Here is a 22,116-nt window from a genome sequence, read left to right as displayed (position 1 = left end):
ATTAATAATGAGTTGAAGTCAGCATTTAAGGGGGTCTGTTACAGTGGCAAAGTATTAGTTTTGATGAAACGTAAGTATTTACGTAAATGAATCCCCTGTTGTTACAGTAAATCAGCTATGATGTTCGTCGAAAGGCTATAGTCTTTCAAAATCCAATAGTAATAATTTATATCGATAATCAGCAAGGATTTGCTTTAGGCTGTCCGGAGTTTTACTCTGGTTTGTTGTACTCCAGTTCGCAGGGATGGTGTCTTATCAATCCTATCTGGTGCCAGCAGTCTTATTTCCAAGTTGGCCCGGCATATCTTTAAGTCATTGGTTCTTCAGGCAGTTATATAACATTCTAACCTTATGAAAACATTTAAAAAATCAGCATTAATACTGTTTATGGCCCTCACTTTGGGTTTAGCTAGTTTTGTAGCCCAAGCAGCAGAACAGGCGAGTCCAGGTGAGATTATTTCGCATATTGAAAAAGCTTTAATCGAAATTAAAAACAGCGACTTTTCAGCTGCGCAGGTACAATTAAAGTCAGCACGCTTTGCCTCTGATACGTTGTCAGGTGATGCCGCCAAACGTGCGCATGCGGCACTGATACAAGGCCAGATACAAGCCAAAAAAGGCGATATTAATAAAGCAACTGATGAATTAAACCAAGCGATAGTTTTATTTAAATCGCTTTAAGTTAAAAACAGTATAGTCAGTGTCGATTGTTGCCTTGATAAGCAGTTTGTCAAATTTTCAATCGACACGGTTGCTGATCGTTGTAAAGCAAAAAGAAAAGCTGGTTAATTAATTGAGCTTCGATGCAGTTATTGCTCGCTAGGATGACAGCTTGTTTCACTCGATTTTGGGCCTTGATGGTAAATTAGCTCTGCAACGGGATTACCTCCCACAAAATGTTCATCAATAATACGCTGCAAGTTCACTTCATTGACGTTGTAATACCAGACACCATCAGGCTGTACGCACATGATAGGTCCAGATTTACAAGTTGCAAAACATTGAGTACGGGTTCGCTTTACGCGTAATTCACCCTTGTCTATGCCCGCCGCTTTGAATTTTTCACCGAGTAGATTGAATAATAATTCAGCTTCGCCATTTTCAGTACAACGCGGGCCAGTGCAAACCAGTAGGTGGCGTTTGTAATCCTGCAATTTGGGTTTTTCCAAGTCGATCAACGCTATTTCATTCATGTATATAAGACTCCTGGATAGTAGATTGGGTTAATTTAGCTTGGTCATCGTGATAATGATGTAGCGCAGTTTCATCGAAATCACTACCCTCCTTGACCAGCCACAGATTTAGTAACGATTCGCCTTCGGGATCAGTAATTTGGATGCCATAGGCTTCCGCGCTCCGACTCAAAAACCAGATTTTATGGGCTTTTTGCCAATCCACATGCAAATGAAAATGTTCATTAACAAGGCTAAGCCAATTGTTTTTAAGCTGTAAATTCTGGCCTTGAATTAATAGTTCAGCTATTGCCCCGCCAGCACTACGCACTACGGCACGTAACTTGCCCCAGTTTGGCAATTTATCAAGTAGTATGTCGTAATGTTTAGAATCAACTAACTTTGCCGTAAATAACCCAGCAAAATCCTCTGTTGTGGCAGCGGATACAGCCTCAAGAATTTCTGCCAAGGGTCTGCCGAAATAGTTGCTTGTCTCTTGCAATGTTGTTTTACCGCTATCGCGCACATACTTGCGAACACAAGCTTGCCAACCATTTAATCCCATGCTCAATGAACGTCCGGCTTGTTCACCTGCTAGCGTTTCACCAGTCAGTGCATCATATTTATTGGCATAGCCACGGGGTGTCACCATTAAACCAGATTTAACGAAAGTACTGCTATTACCTACTAAGACTGTGGTTAACATACCAATGTCACACTCAGCCATTTCCGCCAATCTTACCATCTGAATGTTTTGCAAGCTTCGATAACCTGATTTGACAATGGCTACCGGTGTATCCGGGCTACGATGACGTAACAAAATAGTTTGCGCCTCAATAATATGTTGAGTGCGGCGTCCGCTTTTGGGATTGTACAAAGCGACTACAAAGTCGCCTCGTGCTGCGTTTTCCAAACGTCTGGCAATTACTGGCCACGGCGTTAATAGGTCGGATAGGGAAATTGAGCAAAAATCATGAGTTAAAGGCGCACCGACTAGCGATGCACAACTAGATAAAGCTGTGCAGCCAGGAATTACTTCAACTTGAATCTGGCTATCGGGTGTCCAGCCGCTTTCCAGCAGTAACTCATAGGTCGGACCGGCCATGCCGTAAACGCCAATATCACCCGAAGAAACCATGGCCACAGTTTTTCCCATTTTGGCATGTTCGAATGCTTCGATACTTCTATCCAGCTCTTCGGTCATACCTTTTTTGATGACTTCCTTACCATCCAACAAGTCTTTCACCAGCTTAATATAAGTGCTATAGCCTATCACCACATCTGCTTCAGCTATAGCCTCTTTGGCACGGAAAGTCATGTGTTCGTGAGAACCTGGGCCGATACCGACTAATAAAATTTTGCCTGCTTTTGTCATGTCATTCTCGCTATGGAAACTGTGGCGTTCTTGCCGTTAGCGCCCAAATATTTATATTTTTCGACTAATAAATTCTGTATATCGGTATTGGCTGCCTGTAAAGCGGCGGCTTCTGCCACTGCGGGTGTCCCCATATATTTCATTACCACTTCTGAGGGGTTAGGTACCTGAATCTTCGCCAGAACTTCAGCTGGATAAAAATACAGAGGCCAACCCTGCACTGCAGCCAATTGCAATATGGCCTGCTCATCGTTCTTTTTATCAATACTAGCCAAGCCTACAACCGCTGATACGTCCAATCCACCTTGTTTTAATGCCTGCATTAACGCATCTTGCAAGGTCTGTAAACTGGTACCGCGATCACAGCCGATGCCCACCATCACTTTCATGTTGGGTCAAGTGGGGGGCGATATACCACCAGACGCTCTGCAAACTCTTGCCAAATATTTGCATCAATATCGCGTCGTGTCACCCATAGAATAGAACGATATTGATGTGTATCAACATCTTCAAAACGCTGAAATAAATGAATATTGGTTGGCAGCGGCGTGCTGCGCGTCCACCAGGCAAGGCTGCCCGCTTCTTGCACAAAAGCGATGGGCTGCTGGTTAACCACATCTGCTGAAACGCGGGTAATATTGATCTTCGGCGCTTCTACTTGCCATCCCAGTTCTCGGCCTAATATATCCACCGGGATAGTTTTGCCTACATCCGACGCCGTGGTGATTACAGGCGTTGCCTTTAAAAAGTCGGCAATTTTTTCGGCATAGGCATTTGCACCGCCCACATGACCAGATAATACCGGTATTACAAATTCGGCGGCATCATCAATGACTAATACCCCAGGGTCTTCATCTTTGGACTTAAGATGCGGAGCAATAAGCCGTACTACTGCACCCAGTGAAACCAAAAATATAATCTGATCGTAAGCCTCAAAAAAGCTAGCGATTTGCGTACTCAATGCACCTTGATATACGCTATGGCGATTTTTGAATTCGCCCAGATGCATTGCCTGCTTTTCGGATACCACCACCACAGATTCAGGGATCAAGGTGGCCAAGCGGCTTGCAATGGCTGCGCCATGTTTGGTTATGGCGATAATGGCCACGCGGGTCTCAGTCATGAGTGTCTTCCTTTTTCTTACGGCAGCCGCGCTGCATTTCCGAACGTTGGCGTCCGGGGTTTTTGATAATTATTAACGATAGATAGTTAACTTTTTGACCTTCCAAGCTGGCTATATCGACAATCATTCGTTCTTCAGGCGCACCGGCCTTTTCAATAAACCGACTTTGCGTCAGTAAATCGCGGCGACGCAATAAAGCTATAATGTCATCCAGTAACGGTTTAACCTTGAGTAGTACTAATGTGTCGAAATCGTTGAGCATGGCTTCGATCTGAGTGATGCCATATCCGGCTGGTACGATGGCAATGGTGTCATCCACATCCGCCAGTGGCTCTCCGCAACGCGCGGCGGCTGCATGAAACGAAGACACGCCAGGCACTACATCCACAGTGACTTCTGGTTGAAGTGTCCGAACGGTTTGCTGTAAATGCCCGAAAGTGGAATAGGTTGAGGCGTCGCCTTCTACCAGAAACAATACATCCTCGCCGCCATTTAAACGAGCCAACACAGTTTGCGCCGCTTCCAACCAATATCGTGCCAAAATTGCGCTATCGTGCGTCATCGGAAACAACAGTGGTGTATGGGTTTTCGGTAAAGAAAAGCCTCCTCGTAAGGCAATATCCAAGGCATAGCTATCACTGTTTTTTTTTCGTATCGGATACGTCCAATGCCCATTCCCCGATAGTAATTGCCAGGCGCGGCGGGTGATTAAGCCTGGATCGCCGGGGCCGAGTGAGACGCCATAGAGAGTGCCGAGTTTAGTTTGTGCCATAGCCAGTGGGGTTATTAGTAAAAGATTCCAGTGGCAAAATGGGGGTAATGGTTGCTGATACTATCCACACTGGGTTTTCAGCTTGTAAGCGATTCATATTCAGTATAGGGCTACTGCGTGAAGCTTGAATCTGACAAACATCCCAGTTTGCACCTAGTTTTTTCAATGTTTCCACGGCCACGGATAAGTTTTCCAAGGTAACAAAACTCATCACTAACCAGCCGTTTTGCTGCAAACGGCCTAGACAGATCTCAATCAACTCTGCCAGTTCTCCACCAGAACCGCCGATAAATACCGCATTTGGTGTCGGCCAGCTATCCAGATAGTCAGGCGCTTTGCCGTGGACGAAACTATAATTACTGACGCCCCAATTGCCATGATTTTGCTGAATATTCGTAATATCATCGATGTTTTTTTCTATCCCATAGACATGGCCATCAACACATATCCGCGCCGCTTCTAGCCCTACAGAACCAGAACCCGCTCCAATGTCCCAAACCACGCTGCTGCGGGTAAGCTGCATTCGTGCTAGTGATACGGCCCTTACTTCGCGTTTAGTAATCAATCCCTTATTGGGCTTGCGTTGCTGAAAGCTCGTATCGCTAACCCCGAAAAGAATGGGGTCAATCCGCTTATTTTTTCGTTTAAGAATGACAATGTTGGGATCTAAATAAGTAGCTGCTCTTACCTCAGCCGCAGATAAAAAGGCCGTAACGCATTGTTCATGATGTTTTAAAGCTTGGGCAACGACAATTTCAAATTCATCAGCCATACCTTCTTCTAGCAACATGGCGGCAATGCGTTGCGGATTATTTTCAGGACTAGTCAAAACAGCCAGTAAGTCGTGTTGTCGGCAGCATTGTACTAATTCATATAAACCATGTTGTGAACAGGCTCCTCGTTGCCAATCGCCAGCATCTTGGCTATGAACTGAGACAATAATTGCTGATTGCCAGGGGAGGCAGAGTTGCGTAAATGCCAGTTGAATGCTGCTAAGATTGGGCAAGATGCGCACTTTGTTGCGATCCAGTTTTCCGATCAGATAACCGGCTATACCATGACACAAAGGGTCGCCACTGGCTAAGACAGCAACCGATTCAGCGTTTGCTAGTGCTGAGTTAATCCATTTGGGTACAGTTTTCAACTGTCCAGTTAAGTTATATTGTTGCGCATGACTTATTTCAGTTGCCAGGCTAGCCAGTAATCGGCCGCCAGCAATCACATGTTTTGCTTTACGCAATACTTGCAGGGCCTCGCCGTTAAGACTGTTAGCTCCGTCATCCAGTACACCAATAAAGTAGCATAATGCTGTCATGCTAATAAACTCCCGGCTTCCGCCAGTTTGTTGCCGTCGAAATCACAGACCAAAATCGCAATGTTAAAACGACCTGGGTAGCGATTTTCCAATGTTGCGATAACGCGCTTTGCCAGCTCAATGTGAAATTCGTGTTCCAAACCCAATTGTTCCATGCACTCGCTGGCATAGCGAGCTGTTTCCTGTCCAGCTATGGCTAGGCAAATTTCTTCGGGCGCACCGATGGTTCTGGCAATATCGGCCACTAGTTCCACATCGACTGGATTACGGTTGGCATGGGTAATTTTCTCTCCCTGTGCCATTTTTGTTAGTTTGCCGACCATGCCGCCAATGACTATTTGCTGAATCCCACATTGGTCGGCAGCATCCAGTGCAGGCGTCAAAAAATCACCCATTTGCACGAAACAGCTTTCATCCAAATTCGCCAACTCTCGCATGACAAACTTTTCGGTACGACCGCCAGTGGTCAGCACTACAGTATTTTGTCCCTGACGGGCAGCGACCTCAACGCCTTGCACCACACTGGCACGAAACGCTGCCGTCGAATAGGGATGCACGATACCGGTGGTACCCAGTATCGAAATGCCTCCAAGGATGCCAAGACGGTAGTTGAGGGTTTTTTTTGCCATCTCTTCGCCGCCTGGCACAGAGAGAGTGATCTGAACGCCTCTGTGAAGTAATTGTTCGGCTGCTATTATGCGGATATTCTCTTCAATATTTCTGCGCGGGATCGGGTTGATGGCTGGCCCTCCCACTTCCAGGCCCAAGCCCGGGCGCGTAATTAAGCCAATACCCTTACCTCCGAGCAACTGAACGGTATCGGTTTTGTCGATCCATATAACATCGGCGGTGAGCCGAGCATGGTTGGTACAATCTGGATCATCGCCTGCATCTTTTTCAATCACAGCATGCGCTAGGCCATCACGGCAGTATCCTTCGTCAACCTTGAATTCAACCAATTGTCCATTGGGCAAAAGACATTCGATCTGATTCGGAACCTGACCACTTAATAAACCTTGCATAGCTGCACGTGCAGCCGCCGCAGAACAAGCGCCTGTCGTATAGCCTTTACGTGTGCCTTTCGGTTTTTTTTCAGGCATTGGCATGGAAATTAGCCAGATTTTTGCTGACTTTCCGCCAGGCTAAGTAGAGCATGAAGTGCAGCAACTACCAGAGTCGAGCCACCTTTGCGGCCGCGAGTAATTATCCAGGGGGTATTTTTCAAGGTGCTGAGCAAGTCTTTAGATTCGGCTGCTGAGACGAAACCGACTGGCATACCGACGATCAAAGCTGGTTTTAGATTTTCTTCTCTAATCATACGCAACACTTCCAATAGTGCGGTTGGGGCGTTGCCCACAGCTACAATGCCGCCATCAAGCAAGCCTTGCTGATTCGCTTTGCACATTGCTTGCACGGCTCGTGTACTATTTACTTTGCGTGCCGCTTCTATAACATCGCTATCCGAGATAAATTGATGTGGCTTAATGCCAAAATGAGCCAAACGCGGCTGCGATAAACCCACGCAGATCATTTCCACATCAGCGACGATAGGCGCACCAGCCAAAATTGCGCGTACACCGACTTCCACTGCGTTATCTGAGAATTCCGTCAGACCGTTAAATTCGAAATCGGCTGTGGCATGTATCATACGCCTCACGATTTGCCACTGATCTTGTTGGTAAGTATGGCTACCGACTTCACTATCGACGATAGCAAAAGAGTCGTGTTCGATCTGCTGTCCCGCCTGTGTTAATTGTTCGGTTTTACTATTAGTGGTCATGATGTACATGCTGTATGGCTAATTCACGGTATTGGCAACCATCACATTCCAACATTTTAGGTGCGACAGGATCATCTGTTTCAAATACGCGTTGATCAAGCAATTTAAAAACGGCCTTATCAAAACCGAAATAACTACCGCTAGCAATGGCTATTTGCGGATATTGGGTTTGCAGGCGAGTTACTTGCAAAGTAATGCGCTCAATCAACAAGCCGGTAAATAGGTAGTAAGGCAAAATGGCAATTTGGGTCATACCTAGGTTCACTTGACGTTGTATAGCAGTTTCTAAGCGTGGATGGGTAATGCCGGTAAAAGCGATATCGATCAGTTCGTGTTCTGTATCCTCGTAAAGCCAACGTGCCAGTTTTGCCAGTTCGCCGTTTGCTACCCGATCCGAAGAACCTCGACCTAAAATGATTACCCCGGTATTTTTGGGATCCGGCATTGCCAGTTTCTGCATCACGCTTTTTAAACTGTTTTTTAGAACCTTTAGTATCTCTGAATTTGCACCAATGTGGGGGGCATAGACAAACTCGACTTGTGGAAAACGTTCTCGAACTTCGGCGATGTGTTCAGGAATTTCCGCTTTCACATGACCTGCGGCACTTAAAATCAGCGGTATAACAATAACTCTGTCAGCACCTTGCGCTGCATGTTGCAAGCCTTCAGGCAGTAAAACATCGGCCAGTTCGATGTAACACAATTCAATGCGCCAGTCTGGATGTTGTTGTTGCCATTGTTGTTTAAATGCCTTTATTTCATCATTACCGGTTTGGTTTCGTGAGCCGTGACCTACGAGAAGAATAGTGGTTGTCATGATTGTTCCTTGTTAGATATGCGCTCCGCACGGCGAAATCGATGCGTGAAACCGGCGTCGTAGAGTTTTGATTTTTTTAAATCGGGCCAGTGGCGAGCGCCTAGTGTTGGACTTATAATTATCATGGCTTGGCTGTTGATTTTGGCCTCACGGCATTTGTCGCGAATATTGGCGAGAGTGCCGCGAATAATCTGCTGTTCGTCTGGCCAACTGGCTTTGTGTACCACAAGTACCGTTGCATCTTCAGCCCAACCGGCAGCTTTTAGCTCATGTTCGATGCTAGACAAAAGAGTGATCGATAAAAACAAACAAAGCGTTGTATGATGGCTGGCCAGTTCTTGCAAGGACTCGCCTTCAGGCATCGGCGTACGACCTTCAACGCGAGTTAATATCACTGTCTGGGTCACTTCCGGTAAAGTCAGGCTCTCAACGGCACAAGCCATAGCCGCAAATGCAGACGATACGCCAGGAACTACCTCTACGCTAATGTTGGCTTTGTCCAAAGGCTGCACCATTTCAATCAATGCCCCGTAAAGCCCTGGGTCGCCAGTCTGTAAACGAATGACTACTTTTCCAGGTTGGGCTTGTTCAATGAGCCAGTCGGTAATTTGTTCCAGCCTCATCTCTTTTGAATCTTTAATCAGGCAATGGGCAGGTGCCCATTGTGTTGCTGCAGATTGAACAAGTGAGCCAGCAAACAAAATTGCATCTGCACGAGCAATCAAATCTCTGCCCTTGACCGTGATTAAATCGACATCACCAGGCCCTGCACCCACAAACCAAACCCTTGCAGGAAGTTGATTAATCATAGAAAAAATCCTGCGGCCAGCTGCGCATTGAATGGGAAATAGAGGTGCAGGTAAGTGGCTTGTAAACGCCCCAGTTGGAAAAAATCTTCGCTACAATTACGGTTGCGCTGTGGAACCGATACAGCAAATGGTTGTATGGCTATTTCCAATAGAGAATGGTGGAAGCTATGCCCACGAATTTCACCTTTATCCAGCTGTAAGCTATGCATACCAAGATTAACGAGTTTGGATTGCATTCTAGCGCTGCCGGGCAATAAGCCCACCATAGAGGCTTTATTTCCATCACAATCGGTTAAGCTTTCCAGTAAATAAAGAAAGCCGCCGCATTCGGCGTAAATCGGTTTGCCTGCCTGATGATGCAGACGCAAAGCGTCTTGCATTGCCTTATTTTCGGCTAAAGTCTGCAAATACAATTCTGGGTAGCCACCTGGTAAGTAAATACTGTCAGCGGTGGGTAATGCTTGATCAAGCAATGGTGAAAAAAATTGCAGTTCGGCCCCCATTGCCTCTAAGCAATCGAGGTTAGCTTGATAGATGAATGAAAACGCAGCATCATGGGCAACAGCAATTTTTTTGCCTATCAGTAGCTGTGGCAAGCGTTTTGATTCAATGTACTCAAAAGCAACGGATTCGGGTAATTTGCAGGGTGCTGCACTGGTCAATAATTCGGCTGCGTGATTCAACCGTTCATCCAAGTCACTAATTTCAGAAGCCTGAAGTAATCCCAAATGCCGCGAGGGTAATGCCACCGCTGCGTCTTTCATCATTGCTGCAAGCAATGGCATGGATTTCGGCAGAGATTCCTCTAACAATTTTGCATGTCCTATACTACCCACTTTATTGGCAATTACACCCGCAAATGCTAGTTGAGAACGGTAGTTTGCCAAGCCAAACGCAATAGCAGAAAATGTTTGCGCCATGCCTTGGGCATCAATAACGGCGGCTATTGGTATCCCCATTATTTGAGCTAAATCGGCACTGCTGCTCTCGCCATCGAATAGCCCCATTACCCCTTCAATCAATATGACATCTGCTTCAGCCGCTGCACGAAACAATAACTCTTGGCAATGCTTTACACCCATCATCCATAAATCTAACTGATACACAGGCTGCGCTGAGGCATACGCTAAAATCTGCGGATCGATAAAGTCGGGGCCAGTCTTGAATACGCGTACCTTGAGGTTTTGCAGCCTATGATAATAGGCCATGGCAGCCGTAACAGTTGTTTTGCCTTGTCCTGATGCAGGTGCGCTGATCAGTATTGCTGGGCAGTGCCGAGTCTGAGAGGAAACCATCATGATTTAAAGTTTACTTTTGGCAAATACCAGCCTGAAAACACACCTAAAGCCAACCAAAACAAACCATTAGTGATCACAGACATCCAGACAAAACGTTGTTGTAAAGCCTCGGGTGCCGATGATTGCATGATATCTGGGTGTGGCGCTCCAACCAGATGTGGAGCAGCCATCAAGGTAACACTAGCCAGTTGTAGCCAAAGATTTTTACCGAAAAAAAGACCATACAATCCAATAGAAGTGGCAATTGAGGTAAATAGCCACCAAGCTTGCCTACTCTGCAATTCTGCGCTGTCCGTTCCTGGCAGTTCGGGTGGCAAACCTAGTGCTGGAGCTCCGAAAAACACCAGATAACCGGCTATTGTCCACAGTACTGCTTGTGAGTATCTATAGTCATTTTTCCAATACATGGCACTACTGATCAATAATGCAAAACCAAAACCAGTCAGGCAGTTAAAAAGAATGGTGAAGCCAATTCGTTGTGCTCCGTCTTCGGGTTGCCAGTCATGAGCGTGATCAGTTATTGGCGTTTCAAAGCGTTCTGCTGCCAGAATTAAGGGTTGGATCTGATAATGCTGCAACAGGCTTAAGAAAAGGCCAGCTAACAGACCGATGAGTAGCGATGCAGCTACCAGCTTGCGGAAATCAGCCACAATTAATGGCAAGGAAAAGCGGCGCTATGTCTACTATCGTGAGCTGCGTTATGCAAATAGTTATTGGCGTCTTGCATAAAGCCAACACCTAAAATAAGGGTTAAACCCAAAAGGATGGCGCTTAAACCGGGCAAAAATTTAGAGGAAGAAATTACAGCGGATGCAGAAAGTGTTTTCATGGTCGTTTCCCGAGTCTGGTTAATTAATAACAGCGCAGAACGACCAGCCTAAAGCTAACGTTTGACAGATCACCCTCCGCGATACTGCTGTTATAGCTAGAGGCCTGTCTCCGGACTTGTGACAAAATCACTTACCGTTGCGGGGGCAGCGTCGGCTTTGAACCGACTTCCAGTTTCACCCGCACTACGCGGGAACCTTCTAACTTGGATTGGATTATATATCTGGTTAGTAGATAAGGTCAATTAAACCGAATAAGGCTATTTTAAGTAATGAAATGCCAAATATTCTTGATTCCAACGTTAGCCAATTCATTACGCATATTTAAATAGCGTTTTATTAGATAGCTATCATTAGGGTCAAGCAAGAAACCGGCAATGTTTCCACTATGAGCAATTTGAAGGCCACAAGCCCCAGTTTCATTAAGAATATTCAATAATGCTTCAAAATTGGGTTTCGGTAAAAACTGTTGGTTGATGTGAGCGCTTTTTGTCGCCACTTCGCCAAGCAGTTGAACGGATTGATCGTTAATAGCAATTTTTAGCTGCTCAAGCAAATGCCGAAAAGTGATCATTTCTTGATGATTATAGTCAGGTAAAGGATGATTTAGAGTGGATACGCCTTTTCCAGAGTCTGAAGTATTAAAACCGACAACGAAAGTCGGTGGTAATTTTTTTAATAGATGCTCCATTATCACCCCCTCTCGTTGACAAAATACCACTGGTTCATCTTCAAACATGATTGGATCACAGGCGAATTCCGATTCTATTGCAATAGAACAAATTTCATAGGGTGTTAAAGTTTGATTACAGGCGTCGGCTACCGATCTTATTGTAGCAACCACATCACTGGTAGATGAGCCAAAACCCTGTTCTGGGAGTGCTTTTGCATGAATAGTTAGATAGCCGCCATAACCATAGATACCTAAATAATTTAATGTAAGCCTAGCAGCCTTATGTGACTTTGTTTTCCAATTAGGATTAACAAATAGACCGCAATTTTTAATTGGAACAAAATTGACATGGGAATGGACCTTTCTCCAAGGTAATGTAACAAGGAAGCGTCTGTTTCCTTTTAGCTTATCTTTGACGGCACCTTGAATGAGCTCTCCATGATGCCCAAAAGCCATTCCTGTACCATTGATGAAACTAGAGCGGGTTTCTGATTTTATTGAGTTGTAATCCCTAATAATACGTCGGCGATGATCATTATTATCTATAAATAATAGGTTTTCCATGAATGGGGGCTATCAGTGATTGGCTTTTGTTGAATGCCAATGATAAATGTTATTTTAATAGAGTGGTAATAAAACTCCATTTAGTCTTCTTAATCCACGCCTATTTTAATATTTCTCAGCAGGCACTTTGAGTTTGATCTTGTGTGGACATGAAATTTATCAATGATAAATTTAAAGAGACATGGGAGTGAATTTATTCTTGACTTTATAAATGATAATAATTATCATTTGCATGCGGTGATTGCTTTGATGTATCTGCAGCTTCAGCGCTATTGGCAAAAAGTCAGCAGATTGCTCTTGGAACAGCAAAGTAATCAATGACAGCAACTGCAATATTATTGATATCAATTTAACATATGACACATACGTTCAATAAACACACTGTTCAAGGCATAACTAGCCCAGAACATTGCGATCAAAACGCTAGCCGCTACAGAATTAGTAGCCAGCAATTGTTCGCGACACAAACCGAAGTCATTATTGAACACAATGGCGAAAACTATCGCCTGCGCATTACCAGTAACGGAAAACTGATTTTAACCAAATAAAACATTTTTTACAGTACTCAGCCAGCCCCCCATCGGTAGCCAGCCAATTGTTTTAAACCAGCAAAGCGCGAGGCACTATGATTCCACAACTCTGTTTACTGCAATTTTTAGCAGTGGCTAATGCGCCAAATCGGCAATCGTCAGCTTTTAGCCATGCTCGCTTCAGTTTCCGGCTAAAAAACGCTTTAAACTACTTAGGCTTGATCATGGCTGCTGTTCTGCATTTGGTTTTGCTTGGATTGATGGATGATGCTAAACCCAAGCAAATAGACATGCCATCAACAGCTATTATGGTTAACTGGGTCAGTGCGCCGAACATTGCATCATCATCGCCTGCGATTCAAGCACAACCAACGTCAATAAAACCCAACGTTGAACCGATTAAAAACAAATCTAAAGCTACGCTGCCAGTCAGTAAGCCTAAGTCGATTATCGCGACTAACAATGAGCAGGAATCGTTGATGCCCGTGCCCATTAGTGAGCTACCAGCCCCATTATCTTTGGATGCATCCGAAGTTGATCAGGCTATAGCGACCAGAGCTGACTCCAATTCAATCCACACTGATAACGCTCCAACCAGCATAACGTTGCCGAATCTTAACGCCGATTACCTCGATAACCCTGCACCGATTTATCCAACGCAATCGCGCCGACTTGGCGAACAAGGCAAGGTGTTATTGCGTGCATTAATCAATGCGGATGGTAGCGTTGCGCAAATCATATTACGTAAAACCAGTGGGCATGATCGATTGGACAACGTCGCCCTTGAAACTGTCAAACAGTGGCGCTTCGTGCCAGCGAAACACGCAGATCAGGCCGTCGCCGCTTGGGTGTTAGTACCTATTTCATTTAGTCTAGAAGGATAAAACTATGTCGTTTAACGAAAATCTCAGTCATTTTTTGTCACAAAGCGATGGTGTCGGGCAAGTCCTATTTTCGTTGTTGATCGTCATGTCGATTAGCAGTTGGTATTTTATTCTAATCAAAGCTTGGCAAGGTTTGTGTACACGCCGTCGAACCCGGCAGTTTTTGATTGAATTTTGGGATGCTGCTTCACTGGATGAGGTAGCGCAAAACTTGAATCAACAGCACGATCAGGAGCCGTTTGCGAATCTAACCCTCCACGCTATCAATGCCACTCGACAGCATGCCGCTCATGGTGTTCAACGTTTACAGGAAGCGGGTTCCGCAGGTGAGTTCTTGATACGCGCAATGCGTCGAATCATTGATGAAGAAACCGTAAAACTGGAGTGGGGTTTAACTATTCTGGCATCGATTGCCAGCACTGCGCCCTTCGTTGGTTTGTTCGGTACAGTATGGGGTGTTTATCACGCCTTACTCGGCATAGGCCAAAACGGACAAGGAACCCTGGAGCAAATCGCCGGCCCAGTTGGTGAGGCCTTGATCATGACTGGTCTAGGTTTAGCGGTTGCGATACCGGCACTGTTGGCTTACAACGATTGTGTAAGATCTAATCGGATGTTGTTGGCACAACTGGATGCATTTGCTCATGACTTGTTTGCCTTTCTGACTATCGGTTCGGCAATCAATTCGGTTGCCAATAATTCTATATTGTGCAAACAATCTAGCTGGGCTGTGGTAGGAGAAAACTAATGGCATTTGGAAGTTTCGAACAGAACAAAACTGGCGGTCATACTCTTGCCGAAATTAACATGATTCCGCTCATCGATGTCATGTTGGTATTGCTGGTGATCTTCATGATAACTGCACCGATGATGACGCACGCAGTGAAAATCGATTTACCCAAAGCTACTAGTCAAGCACAGCAATCTACGTCAGTTAAACCTATCGAATTGGCTATTGATAGTAATGGACAATTATTTTGGAATAAAGAATCAATGAATCGGGAGCAATTGCAACAACGCCTGCAATCGCTTGATAAACAAGCCGATGGGCCGGAAGTGCATATTTGTGCAGACCGAAACGTGGCTTATCACTTTATCGCGGAAACACTGGCCGATCTAGCCAATGTTGGCGTCAGCCGTATCGGTTTCGTGTCGGAACCTGAAAAAAACTGATATTTGTCATTAACCTGGAGAAACCGATTATGAATAAACAACCCTGTACTCATGAATGTTTGGCGGTCAGTAAAGTGGGTAAGGTATTGATGTGTCGTGACTGTGGTGTTGTGCATTTACATCTGCAAAACGTGTCCATGCATTTCGATGTTGAACAATTCGCCGCCTTTGCATCCATGTTAAAAGTGGCCTCAAAAATAATGATGGCTGGAACCCATTCATCGCCACACCAGCGAAAAGCGTTTACCTTAATGCATTAAGCAAGCCCATCCCGGTAACCTCACAATGATTGTTAGCGATTTTTATACTTAATCAAGGCAAAAACTTAAACTTAGCTAAAAGTAGATAGCTGCTAACCAATAGCATACTGCATACACCGAACAAATCGTCAGCCACCCAGCATTCCCAGCCAGGCAGCCATTTATTTTGCAAAACCGCAAGGGGAATACTATGTCTAGCCATCAATCAAAATCCAATACCGTCATTGCTAAATGGCGGTTGAGTGTACTAATACCATTGAGTGCCGCGTTAAGCGGGGCCGCTTTTGCCGCCGACCCAGTGATCGAGGACACAATAATCGAGGAAGCTGTTCTCAAAGACGTCAAAGTTAAAGCCGCTCGTGATAAAAAAGCTAATAGCGTAAAGGGCTACCAAGCTAAAACCAATACAACGGCAGTAAAAACCGACACTGCGTTGATAGATCTGCCACAATCCTTGACTGTTATAACCCAAGATTTGATCAATGATCAAAATATGCAGAGCATAGCCGACATCGTTCGCTATGTACCGGGCGTCGGAATCGCTCAAGGAGAAGGTAATCGGGATAACCCGATTTTTCGTGGCAGCAGTTCCAATGCGGATATGTATGTCGATGGCATCCGTGATGACGTGCAGTATTTTCGCGATCTATACAACATTGAAAGAGTCGACGTTTTGAAAGGCCCTAATGCCATGATTTTCGGTCGTGGCGGTTCCGGTGGTTTGATTAACCGTGCTACCAAAATGGCGGATTGGAGCAACACGCACGAAGTGAATGTGCAGTTTGGTTCCTTTGATAAATACAGATTGACTGGCGATTTCGATCATGCAATTAACGATAGTGTAGCGGTGCGAATGACTAGCATGTGGGAAAATTCACGCAGCTATCGTGACGGTTTTGATGCCGGGCGCTGGGGGATTAATCCCACGCTATCCTGGCTTGCCAGTAACCAAACAAAAATCACGCTGGGTTACGAGCATTTCGAGGATGACAGAACGGCTGATCGCGGCATTTCCTCTTTTCAGGGGCGTCCAGTCAACACCGATGCCTCCACATTTTTTGGGGACCCCAATCGCAGCCGGACCAGCGCAAGGGTCGATGCTTTTAATGTTTTGGTTGATCACGATTTCGGCAATGACATAACCGTACGTAACCGCACTCGCTATGCGAGCTATGATAAGTTTTATCAGAATATCTATCCCAGTGCGGTGAATGCCGCAGGCACCCAAGTAGCAATTAGCGCCTATAACAATGCCAATCAACGGGAGAACTTTTTTAACCAAACTGATTTGACATTCTTAATGGATACTGGGATTTTCAAACACAAAGTTCTAACGGGTATGGAATTCGGTCGTCAGGAAAACAATAACTTTCGTAATACGGGTTATTTTACTTCCGTTGGTGCTAACGCGACTTCGGTTAATGTGCCGTTGGCAAACCCAGAATATAGTGGTGCTGTTACTTTCAGACAAAGCGCAACGGATGCAAATAACCATGGCATAACAACTATTGTGGCCGGTTATATGCAGGATCAAATCGAATTGAATAAACATTGGCAAGCCATCATGGGCTTACGTTACGACCGCTTCGAAGTTGATTTTACCAATAATCGCAATGGTCTACGCTTGGGTACCAACGATAATCTGCTGTCACCTCGTGGCGGGTTGATCTATAAGCCATTCGGCGACGACTTTTCGCTGTATACCAACTACAGTATTGCCTATGTTCCGCGAGCGGGAGACCAGTTATCATCACTTACCCTGACAAATGCCGCGCTGAAACCTGAGGAATACAGAAATTACGAGATAGGAACAAAATGGGATATTCACCCCGATCTGTCGGCGACACTGGCCCTATACCAGCTTGACCGCCTCAATGCTCTCGCTACCGATCCTAATAATTCAGCAATATCGTATTTGGTAGACGGTCAGCGCACGAGGGGGGTAGAGCTGGGTTTAAGCGGTAATATTACCGATGCCTGGAAGGTTATGGGGGGTTATGCCTATCAAAATGGTGAAATCACTAAAAGTATTTCCAAAACTGCATTGGCGGGTGCCACTTTGGCGCAGGTTCCAGAGCATACATTTTCGTTGTGGAACCGTTATGACGTTACTGAACAATGGGGTGTGGGGCTGGGATCGATATACCGCAGTAAAATGTTTGCAGCCACCGACAATAAGGTTGTTTTGCCCGGTTTTATTAGGTTTGATGCAGCTGTTTATTACAAAGCGACTAAAAACCTCCAACTGCAAGTAAATATCGAAAATATTTTAGACAAAAAGTATTACATCAATGCGGACAATAACACCAATATCACGCCAGGGTCGCCGATTGCGGTCAATGCGGGTGTGAGCATGAAGTTTTAATCCATTTTCGACTATTCAGTAACCCATAAGCTATTCATGAATACCTCTACCAAACATTTGCAAATACTGCCCAGTCGTCCACACAAGAAAACTGTTGGTGGTTATCTGTTTTTACCGAAGCGAATAACGCGCAGCGAATTTCTAAAATGGCTACGCCGCACCCATGCCTGGTTCGGGCTTTGGGCGGCGGCGATGGGTTTATTGTTTGGCATTACAGGTATTTTGTTGAATCATCGCGATATTTTGAAAATTCCGATTGGTAGAATGGAGCAGCAGGAAATCCTGCTGGCCCTGCCTGATCCGCGCCCAGTCGATCCAAAAGCGATGGCTGCTTGGTTGGGCGAGTCCTTGGGGATTAACACTTTTCAGGCCAAAATTCGCAGTGAACCGCCAAAAACCGTAATCTGGAACAATCAATCAATTCAGCAGCCAGGAAACTGGCAGATCATTGTGCGTAACCCACAGCGGATGCTCTCTGCCGAATACTGGGAAGGTAACGCCTTCATCAGTGTGAAACAGGGTAACGCCAATTTTCTCACTACATTGAACAATTTGCATAAAGGTGTTGGCATGAGTATTGGCTGGGTGTTACTCGTCGACAGTTTTGCAGGCGCTCTGTTACTGTTGAGTGTGACTGGCACATTGTTGTGGACACGATTGCATGGCAATCGTCTGATTGGGGTAAGTTTGGCTCTTGGCTCAATGAGTCTGGCAATATTTTTTGTCATGCAGTCAATTATGGCTTAGACCTTATTGGCCAAATTCACTTTGTTGCCAAGTAAAAGCTACTTGTAACCGTGTTGATAATACATGCTGGCAAAGGGTGGAATTACCGCCAACTCTTCCGTGTGAAAAGCTATCAATTAAAACGAACTAACACGCGCTGAAGATTGAGTTTACTGACTTATGCTTGAGATTTCCGCATTATTTATAGGTCAGATCAGAGATGGAAATTGCATATTTTTGCTGTATGCGATTGTCAAAAGAGTAGACTTACTCTGATGTTTTTGAATTTGCCAAAGGTATTCTAATCAGGCATGCTCGGAGATAAAAAAAACTCACCCTATCTTTGTTGAAGGGAGTGCTATCGTCAAAGTTGTTGTCAATATTCTAAAAAGGTGCTTGGTTGACTAAAGGTTCCAGCAATGTAATAGCAGAAATATTGGTCGTTTATGAAGTCAAACTTAACGCTGTCTAATGTCTAATGATTGAACGTTTGCCAGTACTTCGTTTATATATGCTAATTGGCATCATAAAAAGACTGCTACCTAATTGATTTTGGTGGGGTGAACGATGGGGCTCGAACCCACGACAACCGGAATCACAATCCGATTAAACATATTTAAAAATCAATAGTTTAATTCGATACTTTCCCACCAGGCAACCAAAAAAAGCTTTTATAAATCAAAGGGCTTCTTTATATTACCCACCACGAAAAATGAGTGCTAGCAACTTTGAAAACACAGCAATATTTCCTTATAGAATTGAATTTAGTCGATTAGCTTGTTTCGTTGCTTAAAGCTTCTGAAGATTTTGTAAGGAGCTGCTTCAAGTTCAGTTTGAGTTGTGAAGAAATCTCTTGATTGCTCATCATAAATAGTCTGGCGAGGACAGGAACAATATCTAGCGCGTTCCACGGCATAAGGGGGACGCCTTCCGTTGTCGCAAATGGTCCATCAGTCTCTGGTAAGACTCTATCAAAAGGCATCTTGCTCAATAGTTCTCGTCCTTTGGCACCAGCGAGCATCGAGGGTCCAACGCTGAACCAACAGCCCATGCTAATGGCACGCTGTAACTCTCGGGGGGTACCAGAAAACCAGTGAAGAATTGGCCAACCCGCAGATGGATGCTTTTCGAGAATATCTAGTACACGCGATGCTGCACCACGCGAATGCAGACTCATCACGCGCCCCCCCTGGCGCTCGCATTCAGCAACAACCCCTTTGAAAATGTCTTCCTGAATGGGCAAGGAAGACTTGAATCGAGGTGAGCCATCTAACCCAATTTCACCAACAAATCGTGCTTGCGCAACGGAAGAAAATAACAGCTCTCGTTCTGCAGTCTTACGCTCTACAATCTCCGGATGAAGCCCTAAAGCTACTTCGATATTTTCGTAGCCCGCAAATACTCGAGAGGTTCCAATCCATGCCCGAGGGCTTGTTGTGACGACCAACGTAAATTTATTGCGCCTACTCACCTCAGGCAGTAGCTTTAACGCATCAGGATATAGGTCGAGGTGACAATGCAAGTCCATCAAATAATTCTATGTTGTCGCAAGAGGACCCCAAGTTCAGCCAATCCGCGTTGGATTACAGCTTCATACTGTGGCCTAGTTGCCATATCAGCAAAGCTTAAAGCTCCGCCAAAGAGGTGCTGCACGCCCATTGACTGAGAACGAATGTATGCTATCGCAACCGCTCCTATGTCATTGGCTCCAGTTTCTCTGCCATTAACTCGCAAGTTATCAAAGCAATATCTAGGCGTCGAATCAGGTAACCCTGCTCGGATGAAAGATGCTCTCCTTACCAAGCAAGGGACGCATCGACCGCAGTGAGTCTGATTGTAATACCCGAATCGTCCGCAACTCGTCGAATCGCTAACGAGCCGTTGCAAAACAGACCGGTCAGAACAATTGGCTAACAATTCCCCTTTAGTTACAAATTGGTAAGGAGAGCGTAGGATGACAGAAATATCTACTGCATCCCATATAGCCTGTAATCGGGCAAGAAAAACTGGATGTGTGGTCTTGGTGCTGAAGCTGCCCAATCTACCTGGGCTAAGCGGTACGTTTAGGCTGATGAAGCCATTCTCGGGTACAAAGATCTCTACTGGATTATCGTTAATAATAGGAATTGCACTGCTAGCCAAGACTGCGAATGCAAAAAAAACTATTGAACGTCCCCGAGTCGAACGCTCGGATGCGTGAGTGAGTTTGATACGATGATTCCACTGAAAGTGGCGTTTCTCCGCTCCCAACTCCCGTGCGTATCTCGATTGAGTTTTTTTATCCCCTCTAGCAACTTGTGAAACAAATAAAGGGAGCCGACCATTGGCCGTGAGATCAATTGCACCAACAAGACTATCAACCCCACCGGATAATAGTTAGACACAGTCAGCATCGTACGTAAGCGGAACAATTGACTGAGGAGGAGCTTTACCTCCGGGAAGAAAGTTTATTGTCCAGAAATCACCTGTCAAAAAACGGAACGCAGACTCCAATTCAGTTTTCTGCGTAAGCCATGGAAGTGGGTCATACAGATGAACATCAAGTTCGATTACTCGTGTCCAGCCGTCTGAGCTTCGTGATCTTAGGCAAGTTAAATCAGCCGCAGCAACTGCCAAGGAAAGAGACACAAAGTCCCAAACGCGAACGGAAGGCGTCAAACCAATACGGCAAAGATCCTCAGGCCAACCAGGGGCTATCGTGCCAATATCTGGTCGGCCAGGGTTCGAATACAGTGAGAAATAATCAACTCCTTCAACGATAATATCCGGAAGAAGATTTGCGGGTGAGCATACGACTCTTGTCATAAAGCCCCCTCGTATACGGAAAAAGTATTTTGGAGGGCCTGTTGCATCATAGATTCGAGCTGCCTAGATGAGGGGTTACCATTTGCCTGCCTCAACGAACGCATTTGGGCAGAGAGCTCAGCTTTTAGGTAATCGCGCATATCGTTGATACGAGCAACCACTTCTCTGGGAGCCAATTTCGAGCTTTCAAATAACTGCCCAATGTCGAGTTGGAGACGGCTACATGCCTCGTGAGAGAGAAAAAATTCGACCAAGGTCCAGATATTTCCATCAGTCATATTCAGCAGATCAATGTCTGGTTGGATTTCCATTAATTCTGACATCGCCTGAGCCATGGAGTCCTTACATGACTCTTCCTCAAGGCTTCCACCACTGGTCGTTACCTGCTGAATGACTTCATTGATAACGTCTTGGGCAGAGGGGTTACGCGCTATCAGAGAAGATACCCACTGATTGATTCTTGGGTCAGAACCATCTCTGGCAGTTTGCAGTAACGAGATGAGGCCAGCCGCGGATCGTGTTGAAGTCCGCAGTCTAGCCGCTGTGTTTCGCGCACCGCCCATACCTGTACGCGAGTAATGACCGATTGCTTTTCCCAATGCCTCCCGACTACCTGATCGTGCGAAGGCTCCTAGTTCACGCCGGGCGTTTGCAAAGCGTCGAGCTGGAGCAATGCCCACTGCTGGCTCGATGTTTGGGGTTGGTGGATTGTTGCTATGACCCGCCTCCTCGCCATCATCGGCAGGAGCCTGTGCATTCTCAGCATCACCCCCTCCGAGTTGGTCGAGCCAAGGAGGGTCAAATGGGACACCTGAACCAGGACCGGAACTGGATGTAGAAGTACCCAT

Annotated in this window: 24 protein-coding genes and 1 riboswitch; of the genes, 8 read left to right on the top strand and 16 right to left on the bottom strand. The window is 45.5% G+C overall.

Translation table 11 applies throughout. From position 1 onward, the window contains the following. The first annotated feature begins 351 nt into the window (after positions 1 to 351). Positions 352 to 681: a hypothetical protein gene (locus tag ABH008_RS22065; protein ID WP_347987763.1), complete on the top strand. Its 330-nt coding sequence runs from the start codon at positions 352 to 354 to the stop codon at positions 679 to 681. Positions 682 to 809: 128 nt separating this feature from the next. Here ABH008_RS22065 and ABH008_RS22060 read toward each other — a convergent pair whose 3' ends face one another. From ABH008_RS22060 to ABH008_RS21995, 14 genes are all read right to left on the bottom strand, one after another. Beyond that, positions 810 to 1,193 carry a (2Fe-2S) ferredoxin domain-containing protein gene (locus ABH008_RS22060; RefSeq protein ID WP_347987762.1) on the bottom strand — a complete coding sequence of 128 codons (384 nt, stop codon included), beginning with the start codon at positions 1,191 to 1,193 and terminating at the stop codon, positions 810 to 812. Then, entirely contained in the window at positions 1,186 to 2,547 is a 1,362-nt protein-coding gene (gene cobJ, locus ABH008_RS22055; protein WP_347987761.1) for a precorrin-3B C(17)-methyltransferase, read from the bottom strand. The genes ABH008_RS22060 and cobJ overlap by 8 nt, the downstream gene beginning before the upstream one ends. After that, positions 2,544 to 2,936 (bottom strand): cobalamin biosynthesis protein, encoded by a 393-nt coding sequence (locus tag ABH008_RS22050; RefSeq protein WP_347987760.1) that lies wholly within the window; start codon positions 2,934 to 2,936, stop codon positions 2,544 to 2,546. Before ABH008_RS22050 ends, cobJ begins: the two co-directional genes overlap by 4 nt. Further along, a complete protein-coding gene (locus ABH008_RS22045; RefSeq protein ID WP_347987759.1) occupies positions 2,933 to 3,670 on the bottom strand; it encodes a cobalamin biosynthesis central domain-containing protein in 738 nt (245 codons plus the stop codon). The genes ABH008_RS22050 and ABH008_RS22045 overlap by 4 nt, the downstream gene beginning before the upstream one ends. Next, positions 3,663 to 4,442 (bottom strand): precorrin-2 C(20)-methyltransferase, encoded by a 780-nt coding sequence (gene cobI, locus ABH008_RS22040; protein WP_347987758.1) that lies wholly within the window; start codon positions 4,440 to 4,442, stop codon positions 3,663 to 3,665. The genes ABH008_RS22045 and cobI overlap by 8 nt, the downstream gene beginning before the upstream one ends. Beyond that, on the bottom strand, positions 4,429 to 5,757 hold the full coding sequence (gene cbiE / locus ABH008_RS22035) for a precorrin-6y C5,15-methyltransferase (decarboxylating) subunit CbiE (RefSeq protein WP_347987757.1): 1,329 nt from the start codon (positions 5,755 to 5,757) through the stop codon (positions 4,429 to 4,431). The genes cobI and cbiE overlap by 14 nt, the downstream gene beginning before the upstream one ends. Further along, positions 5,754 to 6,863: a cobalt-precorrin-5B (C(1))-methyltransferase gene (locus ABH008_RS22030; RefSeq protein ID WP_347987756.1), complete on the bottom strand. Its 1,110-nt coding sequence runs from the start codon at positions 6,861 to 6,863 to the stop codon at positions 5,754 to 5,756. The genes cbiE and ABH008_RS22030 overlap by 4 nt, the downstream gene beginning before the upstream one ends. 5 nt (positions 6,864 to 6,868) lie before the next feature. After that, complete coding sequence (locus ABH008_RS22025) at positions 6,869 to 7,537, bottom strand: precorrin-8X methylmutase (protein ID WP_347987755.1); 669 nt, start codon at positions 7,535 to 7,537, stop codon at positions 6,869 to 6,871. Next, the gene (locus tag ABH008_RS22020; protein ID WP_347987754.1) at positions 7,527 to 8,354 is read right to left on the bottom strand and encodes a sirohydrochlorin chelatase; all 828 of its coding nucleotides are present in this window, start codon (positions 8,352 to 8,354) and stop codon (positions 7,527 to 7,529) included. Before ABH008_RS22020 ends, ABH008_RS22025 begins: the two co-directional genes overlap by 11 nt. Further along, a complete protein-coding gene (cobM, locus tag ABH008_RS22015; protein ID WP_347987753.1) occupies positions 8,351 to 9,163 on the bottom strand; it encodes a precorrin-4 C(11)-methyltransferase in 813 nt (270 codons plus the stop codon). The genes ABH008_RS22020 and cobM overlap by 4 nt, the downstream gene beginning before the upstream one ends. Further along, on the bottom strand, positions 9,160 to 10,461 hold the full coding sequence (locus tag ABH008_RS22010) for a cobyrinate a,c-diamide synthase (RefSeq protein WP_347987752.1): 1,302 nt from the start codon (positions 10,459 to 10,461) through the stop codon (positions 9,160 to 9,162). The genes cobM and ABH008_RS22010 overlap by 4 nt, the downstream gene beginning before the upstream one ends. Further along, a complete protein-coding gene (locus ABH008_RS22005; protein ID WP_347987751.1) occupies positions 10,458 to 11,111 on the bottom strand; it encodes a CbtA family protein in 654 nt (217 codons plus the stop codon). The genes ABH008_RS22010 and ABH008_RS22005 overlap by 4 nt, the downstream gene beginning before the upstream one ends. 2 nt (positions 11,112 to 11,113) lie before the next feature. After that, positions 11,114 to 11,290: a CbtB domain-containing protein gene (locus ABH008_RS22000; RefSeq protein ID WP_347987750.1), complete on the bottom strand. Its 177-nt coding sequence runs from the start codon at positions 11,288 to 11,290 to the stop codon at positions 11,114 to 11,116. A gap of 83 nt (positions 11,291 to 11,373) precedes the next feature. Next, positions 11,374 to 11,505, bottom strand: a riboswitch (cobalamin riboswitch). Between the two features lie 48 nt (positions 11,506 to 11,553). Further along, positions 11,554 to 12,525 carry a hypothetical protein gene (locus tag ABH008_RS21995; protein WP_347987749.1) on the bottom strand — a complete coding sequence of 324 codons (972 nt, stop codon included), beginning with the start codon at positions 12,523 to 12,525 and terminating at the stop codon, positions 11,554 to 11,556. A 392-nt stretch (positions 12,526 to 12,917) separates the two neighbouring features. Here ABH008_RS21995 and ABH008_RS21990 point away from each other — a divergent pair, with 392 nt between their 5' ends. The 7 genes from ABH008_RS21990 to ABH008_RS21960 all read left to right on the top strand — a co-directional run bounded on the left by ABH008_RS21990 (position 12,918) and on the right by ABH008_RS21960 (position 18,484). Next, positions 12,918 to 13,073, top strand: a complete 156-nt coding sequence (locus ABH008_RS21990) for a hemin uptake protein HemP (protein WP_347990007.1) — start codon at positions 12,918 to 12,920, stop codon at positions 13,071 to 13,073. 77 nt (positions 13,074 to 13,150) lie between these two features. Then, complete coding sequence (locus tag ABH008_RS21985) at positions 13,151 to 13,939, top strand: energy transducer TonB (RefSeq protein ID WP_347987748.1); 789 nt, start codon at positions 13,151 to 13,153, stop codon at positions 13,937 to 13,939. Positions 13,940 to 13,943: 4 nt separating this feature from the next. Next, positions 13,944 to 14,687: a MotA/TolQ/ExbB proton channel family protein gene (locus ABH008_RS21980; RefSeq protein ID WP_347987747.1), complete on the top strand. Its 744-nt coding sequence runs from the start codon at positions 13,944 to 13,946 to the stop codon at positions 14,685 to 14,687. Further along, complete coding sequence (locus tag ABH008_RS21975; RefSeq protein ID WP_347987746.1) at positions 14,687 to 15,112, top strand: biopolymer transporter ExbD; 426 nt, start codon at positions 14,687 to 14,689, stop codon at positions 15,110 to 15,112. Before ABH008_RS21980 ends, ABH008_RS21975 begins: the two co-directional genes overlap by 1 nt. Positions 15,113 to 15,141: 29 nt before the next feature. After that, on the top strand, positions 15,142 to 15,372 hold the full coding sequence (locus tag ABH008_RS21970) for a DUF6686 family protein (RefSeq protein WP_347987745.1): 231 nt from the start codon (positions 15,142 to 15,144) through the stop codon (positions 15,370 to 15,372). Between the two features lie 190 nt (positions 15,373 to 15,562). Continuing rightward, positions 15,563 to 17,737 carry a TonB-dependent siderophore receptor gene (locus ABH008_RS21965; protein ID WP_347987744.1) on the top strand — a complete coding sequence of 725 codons (2,175 nt, stop codon included), beginning with the start codon at positions 15,563 to 15,565 and terminating at the stop codon, positions 17,735 to 17,737. A 36-nt stretch (positions 17,738 to 17,773) separates the two neighbouring features. After that, the gene (locus ABH008_RS21960) at positions 17,774 to 18,484 is read left to right on the top strand and encodes a PepSY-associated TM helix domain-containing protein (protein WP_347987743.1); all 711 of its coding nucleotides are present in this window, start codon (positions 17,774 to 17,776) and stop codon (positions 18,482 to 18,484) included. 751 nt (positions 18,485 to 19,235) lie between these two features. Here the strand turns inward: ABH008_RS21960 and qatD are convergent. Both qatD and qatB read right to left on the bottom strand, forming a co-directional pair. Beyond that, positions 19,236 to 19,991: a Qat anti-phage system TatD family nuclease QatD gene (gene qatD / locus ABH008_RS21955; RefSeq protein ID WP_347987742.1), complete on the bottom strand. Its 756-nt coding sequence runs from the start codon at positions 19,989 to 19,991 to the stop codon at positions 19,236 to 19,238. Positions 19,992 to 21,264: 1,273 nt separating this feature from the next. After that, positions 21,265 to 22,116, bottom strand: coding sequence for a Qat anti-phage system associated protein QatB (gene qatB / locus ABH008_RS21950; protein ID WP_347987741.1), 852 nt, complete (start codon positions 22,114 to 22,116; stop codon positions 21,265 to 21,267).

The organism is Methylomonas sp. AM2-LC, from assembly GCF_039904985.1.
In the GTDB taxonomy this organism is placed as follows: Bacteria; Pseudomonadota; Gammaproteobacteria; order Methylococcales; family Methylomonadaceae; genus Methylomonas.
Note: the sequence above shows the minus strand (reverse complement) of the source record. Positions and strands in the feature narration are given on the sequence as shown.